Origin of the sequence: Pauljensenia sp. UMB6358 (genome assembly GCF_030216865.1) — a bacterium.
Taxonomy (GTDB): Bacteria; Actinomycetota; Actinomycetes; order Actinomycetales; family Actinomycetaceae; genus Pauljensenia; species Pauljensenia turicensis_A.
This window is the reverse complement of sequence record NZ_JASOMS010000014.1, coordinates 14692-29697: the sequence shown is the minus strand read 5'-3', so window position 1 is coordinate 29697 and position 15006 is coordinate 14692. Positions and strand designations below refer to the sequence as shown.

The 15006-nt window shown below is 56.6% G+C and carries 14 protein-coding genes and 1 tRNA gene; 3 read left to right on the top strand and 12 right to left on the bottom strand.

Features of this window, described 5'->3' with window-relative positions; translation table 11 throughout:
* The 6 genes from QP381_RS08295 to QP381_RS08270 form a co-directional block, all read right to left on the bottom strand.
* A partial coding sequence (locus QP381_RS08295; RefSeq protein WP_285068433.1) for a hypothetical protein occupies positions 1 to 1022 on the bottom strand: 1022 nt, incomplete at its 3' end.
* Positions 1023 to 1193: 171 nt separating this feature from the next.
* Positions 1194 to 3464, bottom strand: a complete 2271-nt coding sequence (locus tag QP381_RS08290; RefSeq protein ID WP_285068431.1) for a VaFE repeat-containing surface-anchored protein — start codon at positions 3462 to 3464, stop codon at positions 1194 to 1196.
* A gap of 148 nt (positions 3465 to 3612) precedes the next feature.
* Entirely contained in the window at positions 3613 to 4677 is a 1065-nt protein-coding gene (locus QP381_RS08285; RefSeq protein WP_285068428.1) for a hypothetical protein, read from the bottom strand.
* A 360-nt stretch (positions 4678 to 5037) separates the two neighbouring features.
* Positions 5038 to 5346 carry a hypothetical protein gene (locus QP381_RS08280; protein WP_285068426.1) on the bottom strand — a complete coding sequence of 103 codons (309 nt, stop codon included), beginning with the start codon at positions 5344 to 5346 and terminating at the stop codon, positions 5038 to 5040.
* Positions 5330 to 6148: a ParA family protein gene (locus tag QP381_RS08275; protein ID WP_285068424.1), complete on the bottom strand. Its 819-nt coding sequence runs from the start codon at positions 6146 to 6148 to the stop codon at positions 5330 to 5332. The genes QP381_RS08280 and QP381_RS08275 overlap by 17 nt, the downstream gene beginning before the upstream one ends.
* Before the next feature lie 83 nt (positions 6149 to 6231).
* A complete protein-coding gene (locus QP381_RS08270; protein WP_050998759.1) occupies positions 6232 to 7080 on the bottom strand; it encodes a tyrosine-type recombinase/integrase in 849 nt (282 codons plus the stop codon).
* Between QP381_RS08270 and QP381_RS08265 the strand changes: the two genes are divergently transcribed.
* A complete protein-coding gene (locus tag QP381_RS08265) occupies positions 7079 to 7285 on the top strand; it encodes a hypothetical protein (protein WP_285068419.1) in 207 nt (68 codons plus the stop codon). The two genes, QP381_RS08270 and QP381_RS08265, sit on opposite strands and share 2 nt — an antisense overlap.
* Positions 7286 to 7495: 210 nt before the next feature.
* On the opposite strand, the gene QP381_RS08260 is transcribed toward QP381_RS08265, so the two are convergent.
* The 3 genes from QP381_RS08260 to QP381_RS08250 all read right to left on the bottom strand — a co-directional run bounded on the left by QP381_RS08260 (position 7496) and on the right by QP381_RS08250 (position 10895).
* A tRNA-Pro gene (locus tag QP381_RS08260) sits at positions 7496 to 7569 on the bottom strand.
* Between the two features lie 155 nt (positions 7570 to 7724).
* The gene (locus QP381_RS08255; protein ID WP_285068417.1) at positions 7725 to 8759 is read right to left on the bottom strand and encodes a metallophosphoesterase; all 1035 of its coding nucleotides are present in this window, start codon (positions 8757 to 8759) and stop codon (positions 7725 to 7727) included.
* A gap of 9 nt (positions 8760 to 8768) precedes the next feature.
* The gene (locus tag QP381_RS08250) at positions 8769 to 10895 is read right to left on the bottom strand and encodes a transglycosylase domain-containing protein (RefSeq protein ID WP_285068414.1); all 2127 of its coding nucleotides are present in this window, start codon (positions 10893 to 10895) and stop codon (positions 8769 to 8771) included.
* Positions 10896 to 11056: 161 nt separating this feature from the next.
* On the opposite strand from QP381_RS08250, the gene QP381_RS08245 reads away from it, so the two are divergent.
* Together QP381_RS08245 and QP381_RS08240 are read left to right on the top strand one after the other, a co-directional pair.
* On the top strand, positions 11057 to 11392 hold the full coding sequence (locus QP381_RS08245) for a WhiB family transcriptional regulator (protein ID WP_006680452.1): 336 nt from the start codon (positions 11057 to 11059) through the stop codon (positions 11390 to 11392).
* Between the two features lie 91 nt (positions 11393 to 11483).
* On the top strand, positions 11484 to 11645 hold the full coding sequence (locus tag QP381_RS08240) for a DUF4177 domain-containing protein (RefSeq protein ID WP_006680451.1): 162 nt from the start codon (positions 11484 to 11486) through the stop codon (positions 11643 to 11645).
* 136 nt (positions 11646 to 11781) lie between these two features.
* Here QP381_RS08240 and QP381_RS08235 read toward each other — a convergent pair whose 3' ends face one another.
* From QP381_RS08235 to QP381_RS08225, 3 genes are all read right to left on the bottom strand, one after another.
* Positions 11782 to 12465: a Crp/Fnr family transcriptional regulator gene (locus QP381_RS08235; protein ID WP_040318335.1), complete on the bottom strand. Its 684-nt coding sequence runs from the start codon at positions 12463 to 12465 to the stop codon at positions 11782 to 11784.
* Between the two features lie 343 nt (positions 12466 to 12808).
* The gene (locus QP381_RS08230) at positions 12809 to 13951 is read right to left on the bottom strand and encodes a hypothetical protein (RefSeq protein WP_285068411.1); all 1143 of its coding nucleotides are present in this window, start codon (positions 13949 to 13951) and stop codon (positions 12809 to 12811) included.
* A gap of 55 nt (positions 13952 to 14006) precedes the next feature.
* Positions 14007 to 14963 (bottom strand): hypothetical protein, encoded by a 957-nt coding sequence (locus QP381_RS08225; RefSeq protein WP_285068409.1) that lies wholly within the window; start codon positions 14961 to 14963, stop codon positions 14007 to 14009.
* Positions 14964 to 15006: the final 43 nt, after the last annotated feature.

Here is a 15006-nt window from a genome sequence, read left to right as displayed (position 1 = left end):
GGTTCTGGCGAGGGCTCAGGTTCCGGCGTGGGCGATGGTTCTGGCGTGGGTGCTGGTTCTGGCGTGGGTGCTGGTTCTGGCGAGGGTTCTGGTTCTGGCGAGGGCTCAGGTTCTGGTTCGGCAGTGTTGAACTCTATTTCCTGTTTCCGGGTTGCCTCACTCGTGTCTTTGCCGGGGCCTGTGCGCACTGAGGTCAGTCCTTTCCTATTGAGTTGGATAACGAGAGAGTAATAGCCGGTCATGATTTCAATTTCGGCTTTAACAGTGCCAACTCCGGTAGATTTCCAGGGTATTTGGAAGCCTTCGCTTGTGCTTTCGCCTTGCCATGTTTTAGTGCCACTGTCTTTGAATACAGCCGGACCATCTAGCGTGGCCGTGGCTTTAAGTCCTTGGCTGGGTTTGCCTAGGGCGTTGATCCAACGCAGGTTAATAGTTCCCTCGGACGTGCCATCGCCTTGGACGGTTGGTGAGCCGAACTTTTCGGGTGATGCGTTTACTGCTTGGTTAGCGTATTTTTTGGCTAGTTCCACCACATCGGGGTGTTCTTGCTGCATGGCGGCCGTGGCCTTGGCTGCGCGCTCGCGTGCGGGTCGGAGCAGTTCTGAGTTCGGGTCGTGGCTAGGGTCGAGCGCATATGCCGAAGCGTCAAAGTTGAGCCGGTTAAGCAGTGATATGGCGGCGCGAGACTGGGTGGTATTAACAGATTCGTAGGTGGCTAGAATCCACCCCATCTGTGTGCCAGTCACACTGAGTTGGGGGTCTTGGTGGTTATCAACGTTGGTTGTGTTAAGAAAGTAGCCTTGCGAGTCGTAGGGGATTTTATTGGTGAAGATGGTGGACCAGATGAGGGGGTCATGTCCGTCTGGGTTTTTCAATCCTCCAAACCACACAAGATTGTCATCGATTTGTAGGTGGTAGCCTTGCCCGACTTCTTCTAACGCGCTGTCTTTTGATTCGGGAGGTAGGGCGTTAGCTGCAAGTCCTGCGCTTGTTGTTAGCACGGCTGTGGCTGTGATGGTCATAGCCGTAGTTCTTATGAGTGTTTTGAGTCTAGACACTGTTTTCCTGTTCGTCACCGGTGTTTGTTTCAGTCCGCGCTTGGGACTTCACTTACTGCGTAGGGTGTGCGCGCACAGTTAAGGCCCGCACCAAAAGGTGCGGGCCTTAACTATCCCTGGAGGGGATCTTGTGGGTTAGTTCTTGCGTCGCTTAGCTACGAGGGCACCTGCACCACCCGTGGCTAGTAGTGCGGCTACGCCTAGCGGTGCGAGGTTTGCGCCGGTCTTGGCCAGGGCCGACCCGCCACCGGAGTTGTCAGCGGCTGCGAGCTTAATGGTCTGATCCGCGTCACCAGCATCCGTGTGGGTGCCCACGAGCTGCCCGTTTGCGTCGTAGACGTATTCAAAGGCAACGAGTTCAGTGTTTGCCATGCCGGTAGTGTCCAGGTTGGCTACTACCTTCCCGCAGTCTTGCGGAGTGTTGGGCGTGAACTTCGCGGTCGCTTCATACTCTGTGCCGTCTACCATGACCATCTTGCCGGTGGTCTTGTTGTGAACCTTGAGCCTCAAGGTGTATTCAGTTCCGGGAACAAGTTTCTCGTTCGCGTCACACACCTTGTCAACCAGCTTCGTGTCCTTGCCAGGCTTCAAGGTTTTTTCACCGTTTTCGCCGGTGAACGTGGTCTTGAGCTTCGGGCCATCAGCTGTGATAGTGAACTGCTCGGTCACATCCTCTACAGAAGTAGCCAATGGGGTTACGCGGTCATCACCAGCAAAAGTAGAGATGAATACGTAGGTGCCGGCTACTAGCTTGCCGTCTGCACCCCTCTTAGCGATCCACGACGTGTCACCAACGCTGGGGTAGACACCGTTCTTGGCTGGAATGGTGACGGTTTGACCAATCTTTTCAGCCTTGTCGCGGTTCGCTTCGGTTACTTTAAGGCCAGCGGGGAAAAACAAGACCTCGTGAGAGATGAGTTTTTCGTCTGCCTTGAACCCGGCTGCGCCTTCAAAGTTGGGGTGATCGGAGGGCATTCCGGTGACGAACACGTCATCTACTAGGTAGGTGCCCGCCTTGGTGTCACGCACACTCAACTTCGAATCAATCTGAGCTGGGTGTCTTACCGACGTGGTTTCGTCTGCCATGCCATAGTCGTCAACAAAGTCGGCCTTAATGTACTTTGACCACTCAGCATCTTGGTCATCGGCCTTTACTTCCCACACCCACGTGTAGAAACCGTCCTTGGGTGCGGCCCCTGCGCTAACGGTAAGCACCGTTTCAGGCCCGTTGGCTTTGACGATGACGGACTTGATGAGTTCTGCGCCTTCTGGCACGGTCGCGCTCTGGCCTGCTGGAGCGAGGGGGTCGATGTAGTAGAGGCTTGCGCGGTAGTTCACGGGCACATTGGTGCCATCGATGTTGAGCCACTTACCGTCCCCGTAGTTCGGGTCAGCGTTCGGGGTGAACGTGTCAGTCAGCTCAGCGCCGCTGTCAATGACCTTAGCGGTATCCACATTTGAGAGGCCTTGGGGGCGGAAATCGAAGATAACATCCCACGTCGGAGACTGAACGGTTTTACCCGTCAGCCTTCCAACATCGTAAATCACGTCTTGGCGACCGCCGCCAGGCGACGCATAGCCAAGAACAGGCGAAATAATGTTTGTGAAGTTGACGCTTGCAGTGACCTTGCCGTTGCCAGTGGAGTGCCACTTAAGACCGGTAATGGGGGTAGATGCGGTAGTACCACTATAAGTATTAGTGCCCGTTGCATCGAAAACCGCAGGACCATTTAGGGTCACCGTGAACGGATAGCCCGCTGCCGCCGCCCCATTGCCGTTAACTAGACGTATCCCGTCGAGTGTCCCGTACATGTGGTTGGTGGTTTCTGGTTCACCTGCTTCCCATCCGACAACACCGGCCGCTTTGGCTTCTGCGACCATTTGGCGCGCACGGTTTTGAACGTTCGCGGGGGTGAGCTGGAGTAGCTCATTGACATTCGCCTGAGCGCGACCCGAGTTCTCAAAGTTCACGTGTGCAAGGAAACCTGTAGCGGCCGCGTCTACGTCAGTATTTGAAAACTCTAAGGACTTTGGCGTGTACCACTTCATGATGTACGCCATCTGAGCAATATCAACACTCAGATCAGCCGGACGGCTAAGGCCAGGCTGACTCGTCAGCTCTCCGGGGGTGACGGCAACTGCTGCCGAGGGGTTGACCGCGTCAGCCTGAATACACAGACCAGGCGTGGGCTGGCCTTGGTAGGGAATCCACGTGCCAAGCCAGCCAACACTTCCTCCAATAGGCACGCCGCGCACCCAAGAGCCTGCCGCGTGAGCCGGTAGGGCGCTCAGAGAGCCGACAAAGATAAGCGCAAGCGCTGTTAAAGCGAGAGCTAGCCGGTAAGCCAGCCCGCCCTTAGTGGCGCGAGGCGCGTCTTGAGCGTGCGTGGTTATAGGAATACTCATCACTACTCCACTTTCATATAGGTTTGATGATCGATCACGAAACCCATTCAGGGGCTTCACCTATTACGTAGGGTGTGTGCGCACAAAGATGGCCCGCAGACACTAGGTCTACGGGCCATCGGAATACTTAGCGATTAACTCCGGCACATCAATCGCAAGTACCTACACATACTTCTCCTTGAATATCGCCGGTAACTGTTCCATTCTCATCTGGCTGCACCTGGTGGTGCCAGCTTCCGTCGTCGGTGGCTTGTATCCATTCGGGGAAGTTTGGGTTATAGCAGTATGGTCCGCCGCCGCACACGTCACCACTACCACCGCTGTAGCCACCGCCTCCATTGCCACCTGCGTTCGAGTTGCTGTAGTTACTGGCGCTGTAGCCACCACCATTGCCTTCGTCGTATCCGCCCGTGCTTTGAGCCTGTTGGGTTTGTGCGTAGGCTGTGGCCGCGTCGTTTACCGCTGTGGTGGCATCGCTTAGGGTTTTGGCTACTGTGCCTGCTTGGTCGGCGCGGGTAAACACAGCCTCAATATCAGCCACAGTCTCCAGCGTTTCAGGCTCGGCTTGGTCGAGTGCTTGAGCTTCTTTCAGTGCAGCGTCAAGCTGGTCGGTCACGCTCGTTTCTACGCCTTCACGATTAGCCGTGCCAGCGGCTTCGATTGCCTCATTCAGGGTTTTTATCCCCTGGTCAAAAGTGGTTGTAGCCGCGGCCGCGACGTGTTCACGCACGCCAGCAAATGAAGCAGTGAGCTTATCAAGCACGCTTTGAGCCTCCCCTTGGGCGTCCTTGACCGCGCGCGTAGCTTCTTTGGCTTGTTCACGTTCTAGCGCGGAAGCATCCTGGGCCTCAACGCTTGAAAGTGCGTCTGCTTCTTCTACCGCCACGGCTAGAGCCGTGGTGTCAGTGTCTAAAGCACGCTGAGCCACTAGATCAATAAGCGCTTTGGCTTGCGTCTTAGTCTGGTCAAGTTCGGTCAAGGTCTGCTGATAGGTGGCCTGGGTCGCCTGGTATTCCTCGCGCGCGCTCAACGTATCAGTGTGGGTTTTCCATACCACCCCAACCACAACCAGCACGGCGATGAGTGCTACGGCGAGGGTGGCAATAATGGGCGGGCGCTTATACCACGGTGGTGTCACCGTAGAGACTGGCTCGCTCATCGCAGTATCAGTTGTTTCTTGTAATGGGGTGTGGGGCGCTTCGTTGGTGCTCATGGTGTTTTCCTTGACCTGTGTTGATGTCGAGTCTAGTTGATGGGGCCGCGCGGTCCGACGGGTAGGGTGCCGATTTGGCGTGGTGGGACAGGCGCGTGTAGTCGCGCTCGGGCTTGCGTGTTGTAGGCGATGAGGGCTTGTTCTACCCATTTGCTCCACGTAGTCGGCCCATTATTGGCAAGGCTGGCGATGAATAGACCACGTGCTTCGTCTGCCACTTTTTCATCTACCCGAACAGTGATCTTTTGGATACCACTGGACTGGGGCTTGGGTGTGGGTGTTTGTGCCCGTGGTTTGGCCTCGGTCTGGGTCTGGGTGATGACGCTGTGGCCTGCTAGGGCGCTACGTCTAGGTTGTGGTTTAGTCATGAGTGTGTCCTTCGTCGAGTTTACGCATGTGTTTGTCTAGTCGATTGATGGCATGCGCGGTTTCGGATAGGCGGGTGTGGAGTTGGAGCATTTGCTCAAACTCTTTGCCCTTGAGCACGTGTTGGACTTTCTCTGTCCACGTGTAGGGTCCAGGTCCTAGGTGTTCTGGTTTGATCCAGTATTGGAGGTAGTGAGTTGCGTTTACCGTGTCGTTGTACAGCAACTTCAGATAGATGTCTTTTTCTTCACTGCTCGCCTGCCTGTAGGTGGCTAAGAGTTGTTTGTTACTGATTTTGCTCATTGCTCTGTTCTTCCTGGTGGGTTTGGATTGCGTGGAGGTATTGGGTGTAGATGTCGGCTAGTTGTGCTGCTTCTTGTGTGGGCCATTGTTCGAGTGGCTGACTGGCTTCCACGCTGTCTGCGATTGCTACCCGTTTAGGGATGGGTGGGTTAAAGATTGTTAGTCCGCGTTGTTCTACTTCATGGGTTAGCTCGCTTATCCAGTGCCCGCCGCTGGTGGTGCGGGCTTCGTGCTGGTTGATGATGATTCCCCCGATTGTGAGTGTGGGGTTGTAGTAGGTGCGGATCTGGTCGATCGAACTGAGTAGTCTCGCTAGCCCGTTAGCGCTCCAGAGTTTGGAGTGTGTGACGATCAGGGTGATGTCGGTGGCGGTCAGGCCGTTGATTGTGAGCTGGTCGAGTGATGGTGGGCAGTCGATAAGACACACGTCATAGTTGCTCGCGATAGGACTTAAGGCGGCGCGTAGCCTGCTTTCGCGTCCAGCTCCTGCTACTACTAGTTCGTCTCTTACTACTGGTAGGGCCTCACCCGTGGTGGGTACGAGGTCTACCCCGTCCCATAGGCCAGGTACGGTGACTTCGCTTATCGGTAGCTTGGTTCGGTTTGAGAGCACGTCAGCCAACCCCGCAGTGTCCTCGTCTACTGGGTGTTTTGCGAGGCTACTGGTGATGTTGCCTTGCGGATCAAGGTCTACGACGATCACGCGCAAGCCCTCAAGAACCGCGGCGCGGGCTAGGTGATAGGTGGTAGTTGATTTACCAACTCCACCTTTTTGATTACACAGTGAAATGGTGAGCATCATTGTCTCCTCATGGGTTACATGTCTACGGTTGCCAGCGTTGCCGTCATTGCCGTCAATGCCGACGTTGCTGGCAGTGCTGGCGGTTAGAACAGGTAGTTGTTGAACATGGTTGGTAGTAGGTCGAGAGCCTGGCGTTGTAGGCGCACTGAAACGTTCATGTATAGCGCGGTTGTTTGTAGGTTTTCGTGACGCATAAGGGTTTGCACTACCCGCGCGTCTGCTCCTGCTTCAAGTAGGGCTGTGGCGAAATAGTGGCGTAGCTGGTGGGAAGTCATTGTGATACCCGCTCGCGCAAAAGCGTCAGAAATACTTGAGCCAACTGCCCGACGTTCTACATGCGTGTGAGGGCATGTGGAAGAAGGGAACCACCAACCGCGTAGAGGGTAGTGTTCAGCCTCGCGCAAGATGATGGGATGCACTGGCAGAACGGCGGTTTTATTGCCTTTTCCAACTACGGTTATCATTCCCGTTGCGTGATCGATGTCTTGTCCGCGTATTTTCGCTATTTCGTGGACTCGCAGCCCAGCAAAGGCAGCAAGCATGATGCGGGTGCGCGTGGCGGGACGCAGAGGCGAGGTGAGAACGGCTCGTAGCTGTTCATCTGTGATAGGTCGCGGTTGATACTTAGGACGTTTAGGCGCTGCAACGCGGGACATAGGATTGTCCTGACGGTGATCGCTGATAACCAGCCAATGATAGAAGGCTCGCAGATGCACGTAATATGTGTGGCGCGTGATCGCAGACGGTAACGTGGCAAGCCATAAAGTAATGTCCTCGAAATTGGCTACCTGAGCGTTCACCCCCGTTTGCTGAGTGAATTGGTCTACGACACGTAATCGTTCATCAATCGTCCTTACTGACAAAGAGCGTGCGGACATCTCTACAGTCCATAGGCGGGCGAGTTGTTCAAAAGGAATAACAGTTTTGAGCATGACTAAAGTTTCAGCCATTAGCATTGGCAAGCATGCCCAATTGTTGAAAAAAACGGGCATTGCTGGCAGCGCCATCACTGCCATAGTTGCCGTCATTACTGGCATTGCCATAGTTGCTGGCAATACGAGTAAAAAGAAAAACGAAGCACAGAGCCAGCGAAGATACGATGCCGAAAATGAGTGGAACCCTTTACCGGGCTTGTAATGAATAGGTCGTGGGTTCGATTCCCACAGGTGGCTCGACTGAAACGGTCTGGACTTGCGGGTTGAGGCCGTTTTCTTTATATTCGGTGGTTTTGTCTGCTCGACGCTTCTATGATGAACGATTGATATATAACATTTGTCGTTTAAGCTCTCCGTCGCCAAAAAATGAAAAAGCCTCCGACACCTGCAGTGCCGGAGGATCTCACACGAGTCGGGGTGGCGGGATTTGAACCCACGACCTCTTCGTCCCGAACGAAGCGCGCTACCAAACTGCGCCACACCCCGTGCGACTGTTCGAGTATAGCGAGTCAAAGTCCCAGATGACAAAACGGAAAGCCCCTAGAGTCTGCCGAATAAGTCACAGTGCCCGATCCGAGCGCCCAGCCTAAATGCGTGGCAATCATTCGCCGGTAGCGCTATCCAAACGGGCTGCGTGAACGCTATGCGATTGAAAGAAGAGTGGCCTCGGGGCGTGTTGCGATACGAACCTGCGCGTAGCGCGACGTCCCCAGTCCGGCACTGACATTGACGAAGGACTGGTGCGTGCCATATCGCCACGAGTGCAGCCCTTTTGCGTATTTCCGTGGGACGTCGCAGTTCGTCACGATCGCTCCAAAACCGGGAAGTCCAATCTGACCGCCGTGCGTGTGACCGGCGAAGATAAGGTCGGCTCCAGCGTCCGTCATGGCGTTCAAAACGCGCGTATATGGAGCGTGCGTGAGACCGATACGCAGGTTCTGCTGGTTCGCCCACGAATCCAACGGGATGGGAAGTCGATCGCGGTTGAGGTGCGCGTCGTCGGTCCCGATAAAGCTGAGCGTTTGGGACGTGTGCGCGGCCTCGTGAATAGAAGGCGAAGAAACGCCAGGTGCGATGGTCGACGAAGAGGAGACGCGCGCAACCGGTGCTAAGACAACGGGAATCGAAAGCGTATCTGCGCGGTTAGTCAGGTTCGTCCAGCCGGCTTCGTGGAATGCGGAAGTCAGTTCAGTCCACGGCAGGTCCGGCGTTGTGCGCGCCTTCCGAGGGTGTCCGCCGACAAGGTAGCGTGCCCAGCTCTTCGGCATCTGCGAATAGTAGTCATTCGAGCCGAGCACGTAGGCGCCGGGGTAGTCCAGCAGTGGTTTGTAGGCGCGCATCAGGGGGACGAGGCCGTCCACACTGGAGAAGTTATCGCCGGTAGAAACGACGAAATCAATGTGGTTTGTGGCCGTAACTTTCCTGAGGAAATCTTCGATGAAGTCTTGGCCGGGAAACATGTGCAGGTCAGAGACGTGAAGGATTGTCAGTGGCCGGATATCGCGCGATGGATCCAAGGTGACGTGGACGTGTCGCAATGTTGGCCAGCGTCGTTCAAACGAGCCCCAGGCGAGTGCTGACGCCCCCGCCAACCCCATGCCAAGGGTCGTGTAGCCGACGCCTTTAAACGCGCGCCCAGCGATGTTGAGGGAGCTTGTGTGCACGTCGTACGTCATGGGTCTGCCTTATTCGGAGTCTTCCTCTTCGTACTGCTCGGTTGCCTGAGCTGCGGGCTGCTGAGTACGAGGCTGCGGGGCGGGGGAACCGATGCTGACCATCGGCATGGGCTCGATCGGAGTGTTCGCCATAACGGCTGACATGTAGGGTGCCCAGATGGTGCGACCAACGAAGGTCTCACCGTAAAGCTGGGAGTAGTAGACGCCGTTGATGGTCACGTTTTGAACGGGCTGGGTTGAAGCGTTCGCGTGGCCAACCCATGCCGAGGTGGCCAGAGAGGGGGTGAAACCGCTCATCCATGTGTTCGAGTTGTTATCCGTTGTACCCGACTTACCGGCGAACTGGCGGCCGTCAGCGATGTGTGTGGACGTGTAGTACTGGCTCACGGCCTGTGTCAGCGTCGTTGCCGTCTGCTGGGCGGCGGTTTCGGGGATGACCTGGCTACATTCGGGCGCGTATTCCTTCAGCGTGTTCTCGTCGCGGTCGGTGACCGACAGGAGCGCGTTCGGCTTGCAGTAGTTACCGTTGTTCGCGATCGCAGCGAAAGCACCGGCAACTTCAAGCGGGTTTGTTGACGAGGTGCCCAAGACGTTTGCCGGGAAGAGGTCGGCGACTTCGCCGTTCTGGGTTACGCCAAGGTCGTAGGCGGTCTGGAAGATCTGACAGAAGTCAACGCGCGATGCCATGTTCACGAACGCTTGGTTAACCGACAGGCCGGTTGCGCGAATGACGTTCATTGCGCCGTCCTTGCCGGGAAGGTCGACGACGTTGTAGGCGCCGGTGTTGATCGTTTGATCGCCACAGTGGAAGGCGTTCGAACCGTAGTAGCGGTTTGCTGAACCAACGGCTTCGTATGCGCTGTGGCCTTCCTTGAACCATTGCAACAGGGTGAAGACCTTGTAGGTTGAACCGACCTGGAACTGACCATCGGCGGCGTAGTTTGCCATGGTCTGGCCGGCTTCAACACCGTAGTTGGTGTTCTGGCTCATCACTAGGATGTGTCCGGTGCTGGGCTCAACGGACACCAGTGCGGTATCAACGTCGGAGGCGTCGTCGACGGGGATCGCGCTGGTCAGTGAGTTCCAAGCGGCCGCTTGCTTCGTCGGATCAAGGGTGGTGCGGATCGTGATGCCCGCGGTCTTCAGCATGTGTTCGCGTTTCGCGGACGTATCGCCGTAGGTGTCATCGGCAAGGAATTGTGACAGGACGTAGTCGCAGAAGTATGCGGAGGAGCCCGATGCGCCGGAGCATCCTTCGGCGGAGACGTTCGGGTTCAACATGTCTTCAATGGTGGTGGCGAGGCCCGCGTCGTATTCCTCTTGCGTGATGATTTCCTGTTCAAGCATCAAGCCAAGAACAAGGTCGCGACGTTCTTTTGCTGCTTCAGGGTATGACAGAGGATTGTATTCAACGGGGGACTGGACCAAGCCTGCGAGCATTGCTGCTTCGAGGTAGTTGATTTCAGAGGCGCTCTTGGAGAAGTAGCGCTGCGATGCGGCTTCGACACCGTAGGTGATGGGGCCGAAGGGCGCGATATTTAGGTAACCGGTGAGAACCTGATCTTTGTCCAGCTTCCGTTCAAGGGCGAGAGCGTATTTGATCTCGCGGAGCTTGCGGGCTGCGGTCTGTTCGGTTGCCGCGTTGACCTGTTCAGCGTCGCCTTCCAAGTAGCCCTTTTCAAGGAGGGCGTTTCGAACGTACTGCTGCGTAATGGTGGATGCGCCCTGGGTGCCGGTTTCGGCCAAGTTGTTGACGAATGCGCGGGCGATGCCGGTTGCGTCAACGCCGTCGTGTTCGTAGAAGCGCTTGTCTTCGACTGTGACGATGGCTTGCTTCATGATGTCGGCGATGTTTGCCGAGGGGACGACGATGCGCTGTTTGTCGTAGAAGCGTGCAATCACTGCGCCTGTTGAATCGAGCATTTGCGATTCTTCTGCGGGCTCGACGACTTCAATTTCGCTGGGGAGGTCGTTGAAAACTTCCGGCATCGACTTGGCGGCGAGCGCGAGAGATCCGGTGAGCGGGACAAACATGCCTGCCCCGAGCACGCCGATGAGTGCTGACGTGGACACGAATGCCACGAGGAGCGCGACGAGCTGTGCGGGCCGGATAAGGCGCGAGTGATTGTGCGACATAGGTTAAGAATACGTGTTGGTGAGCGCTCCGCAGTGAGCAGACGCTTCTTTTTTGTGTGACTCTCTGCCAGGGCGAGACATCTTCGGTTTGTTAATTACTGTGGATGTGTGTATCGTCACAGGTGGAAGCTCATAGGCGAGCGATTTGGAAGTGCATATTCATGACCACCATTGACCAGGATCAGAGTTGGGTAGCAAAGGCGCTGTGTGCAAACTCTGAACCTGATGCTTCATTTGTTCAAGGGGCTGCGCAGCGCCAGGTACGCCTGCGTTGTTTGCAGTGCGAGGTCCGTTTGGAATGTCTTGCTGACGCCCTGCAGTCCGAAGCCAATTTTGGCGTGTGGGGTGGGTTGACAGAGCGTGAGCGACGCGCAATGCTTCGCCACTACACGACCGTTGAAAATTGGCGGGCCTGGCTGGAGTCCTCCCCGGATCCGCTGGCTGCTGAGATTCGTGCGGCGAAGGTTCCGCGGGTGCTTGCGCACGTTCGCGGGTGAACATCAGTTTCGTTTGATGCCACTGATTGACGAGGCCGCGACGGCGTGGCCGTCGTGGAACGAGTGGCAGTGAAGAACGTAGGATTGAGCCATGACTAAATGGGAATATGCAACGATTCCGTTGCTTACGCATGCCACGAAAGCAATTCTTGACCAGTGGGGTTCTGACGGGTGGGAGCTCGTTCAGGTGATCCCCGGTCCGACTGGTTCAGAGAATCTGGTTGCCTACTTGAAGCGACCGATCGAAGACTAAGCTGTGATGGCCTGATCGGTTGGCGCTTCGCTGACGGATTTAACAGACTGAATACGACTGGGGGGCTCGGAACTAAAAGTTCCGAGCCTCCAGTTGCATCTAATGAAGGATAAACCCCGAGGGTTACCTTGTGAGATCAGCGTGCGCGACGTGCCAGGCGGTCAACGTCGAGCAGGGTCACTGCGCGACCTTCCAGGCGGATCCAGCCACGGGAGACGAAGTCGGCGAGCGACTTGTTCACGGTTTCGCGCGAAGCGCCAACCAGCTGAGCAAGCTCTTCCTGGGTCAGGTCGTGAGGAACGTGAACGCCCTTGTCGGATGCAGTGCCGAAGCGATCTGCCAGATCCAGCAGAGCCTTTGCCACGCGACCGGGGACGTCGGAGAAGACGAGGTCGGACAGAGACTCGTTGGTGCGACGCAGACGCTGGGCGAGTGCCTTCAGCATGTGCTTTGCCAGGGTCGGGTTCGTGTCGAGGATTTCCATGAGGTCTTCGTGGTCCAGGTGGAGTAGCGAAACCGGGGAAACGGCAGTTGCGGTGGTGGAACGCGGGCCCGGATCGAACAGGGTCAGTTCACCAATGATTTCACCGGGGCCGAGGACTGCAAGCAGGGACTCACGACCATCGTTTGACGTGTGACCGAGCTTCACCTTGCCTTCGGTGATGATGTAGAGGCGATCGCCAAGGTCGCCCTCGTCAAAGAGAGTCTCGCCGCGACGCAGGGTCGTGTGGCCCATCTTCTGTTGCAGGGAAATCTGCTGGGAATCATCGAGGCCGCCGAACAGCGGGACTTGGCTGATGAAGTTACCGTCACCAATCATGTGGCGGGGCTCCTTTCTGCTCGTGGCCTCGTGGGTAACGAGGTCGAAACCATTATTGAGCACTCGTGTGCCATAGGACATACGAGACTGATACACCACACAGTATGCCCTGTTGACCGCTACTAGGTGAAGAAACCGTGTGGACACGCCGAAAACGCGCATATAACCGCCGAATCTGCGAGCGTTTGTGCGTTGATCACAACGAGCAGGCGACCTGTTTTATTCCTCTGTCGTCTTTGTTTAATCACTGTTCATCCGGCTTATTGCGCATGGTCTGGGCATAAAAACGCCGGTGGGTGCAAGCTTTTGCTTGCACCCACCGGGGAGAGCCTGATCAGGATCTTCAGCGCAGGCCAGCGGCCTTTTCTGCCTTGCGACGTGCGCGCGCAGTGTAGTGAGCGCTGGTCGGGTTCACCTTTTCGACCTCGGAACGCAGGACCTCTTCGGCGCGACCGGTGCGACGGACTCGGTGGGACAGGATGCCAATGAAGATCATGGCAATACCCATCAGAAGGAATCGACCGGAATAACCGGCAAGCTGGACGTGGTGCGTGAAGTTCGCGCCCACCGTGTTCCAGTTGTACAGCCATGTCAAAACCGGCTTGGTGTATTCGGCGGTCATGGCCGGAACAACCAGCCACGGCAGACCAATGATCGTGGTGATCACACCGGAGAAGCAGGGGCCAAGTGAGGACTTGCACGCGGCGATCAGCAGAGCAATGCCGATCACAATTGCAACCAGAAGCTCACCCAGTGCCAGCGTCGACACAAGAGGAGTGTCGGTTATCGGAGCACCCGTCATCGCATTCGTCATGCGCGAGCCAGCATCCGCGGCCAGATACCAGGCGATCGGTGCCAGGATGAAGAACGAGAGCAGGGAACCCCAGTGGGCTCCGGCGCGCGACGGCATTTCTGCTGTGAGGGTTGCGCCTTCAAAGATCGAATCATCAAGCGAAGTTGGAGTCGTCGCAACGAAAGGCTGCTCCGGTTCGGTCGTTTCAACAGCCTCTTCGCGGGGCTTCCACGTGGTTTCAGTTTCTTCCTCGACCTCTTCAACCGGAGCGGCCGTCATAAAGGAACGACGCTGAACGGTCGATGCTTCAACCGAAGCGGGAGTTGCAGGAGCTTCGTCGGTAGCGGGAGTGTCAACACGATTCGCCATCACGTCACGCGGAGTCGGAGTCGGATCCGAAACCGGGTCGATGACGATCGCAGGAATACCGTCCGTCATCACGGGGATGGTGGTCGTGTGCGGGGTCAGAATCACGGGTTCAATCTGGCCGGTCTGAACAAGAGACGATTCGCCGATAATGTCGTCCGCGCTTGAGATTTCACCTGGAAGGTCAACCTCTTCGCCGGTCAGCGGAAGTGCTGGGCTATCGGCAGCTTCACCTTCGGCCATCATCGGTTCATCGCTGAAGTATTCGGATGTTTCGGGTGCGACGAAGTCATCGTCCTTGGGTGTTGTGAAATCCTGATCAGACATGGTGCTCCTCCTGCTTGTGGGTACACACTATCGAGAAAAATGCCGGACTTTCGGCTTATTTATCCGCTAGGCGCGTTTCGTCACCATTGTTTTGGTCACGCTGTGTATCAAGCTGGGTGGCCTCGTCCCCCACGCTGACCCGCTGGCGTGCCACGTAGATACCCATTGTGGAGGCGCCCAACAGACATCCCAGGGACGCAATGACGGGAGACGCAAGCGCCAACTGAGTCGTCACCGAGGGCCCCGGAGTGACCACGGAACCCGTGATTGATGACCAGAGCGGAACCAGCATGTACGTGGGAATCGCCATGATCAGCCACGCGCCAGCCTGCGGGCCGGTCAAGGAAAAACGTGCGACCAGAGCAGTTAAACCCAAGAGAATCGCGGCGATGATTGTTTCGAGAGCGTGCGTTCCCGCCGTCGGCTCCAGTGCGGACAGTCCGTTCGCGCTCACCGCGCTGGTGTCATTCGGTGCCGCTAAGACAAAGAGTAGCGACGCAATCAGCGTTGCGGGAATCGACAACGAGGCCACCCACGTGTGCCGGTGCCCTGTAATCGCAGGATAGGGAACCAGAGAATCGATTTTGACTGCCGGGTAGCGCGCATACGTCAGCGCAACCGCGGCACATCCGGTGATCAGAGTGACCGACAGTGGGTAGAGGCTCCACAGGACCGACGAACGCATATCTGGCAGATCCAAAATCATCGACTGCAAGAGTGGAACGCGCAGGTAACCGGCTGCTTGGCTCAGCCCAATCGGAATTGAAAGCGCGGACGTCACGTACATTCCGGCGGGAGACTCCTCGCAGTTCAGTGATACCAATGCCAAGATAATCGTCGCCAACGCGACACCGATCAAACCTTCGACCGAAGCCAGTGGCAGACCAACGGCGGCTTGCGCCTGTAAATCAGCCATCGACGACCCCATGAAGATCAGGGCGACGGGCGCAAAAACAAGGGCGTATACGCCACTGCGCACGTGCTCAGAACGGGGGATCGGGCGAAGATTCATGCCTCAAGTATGTCGCACATCCGGGCATATGCCCGCCCAGTGG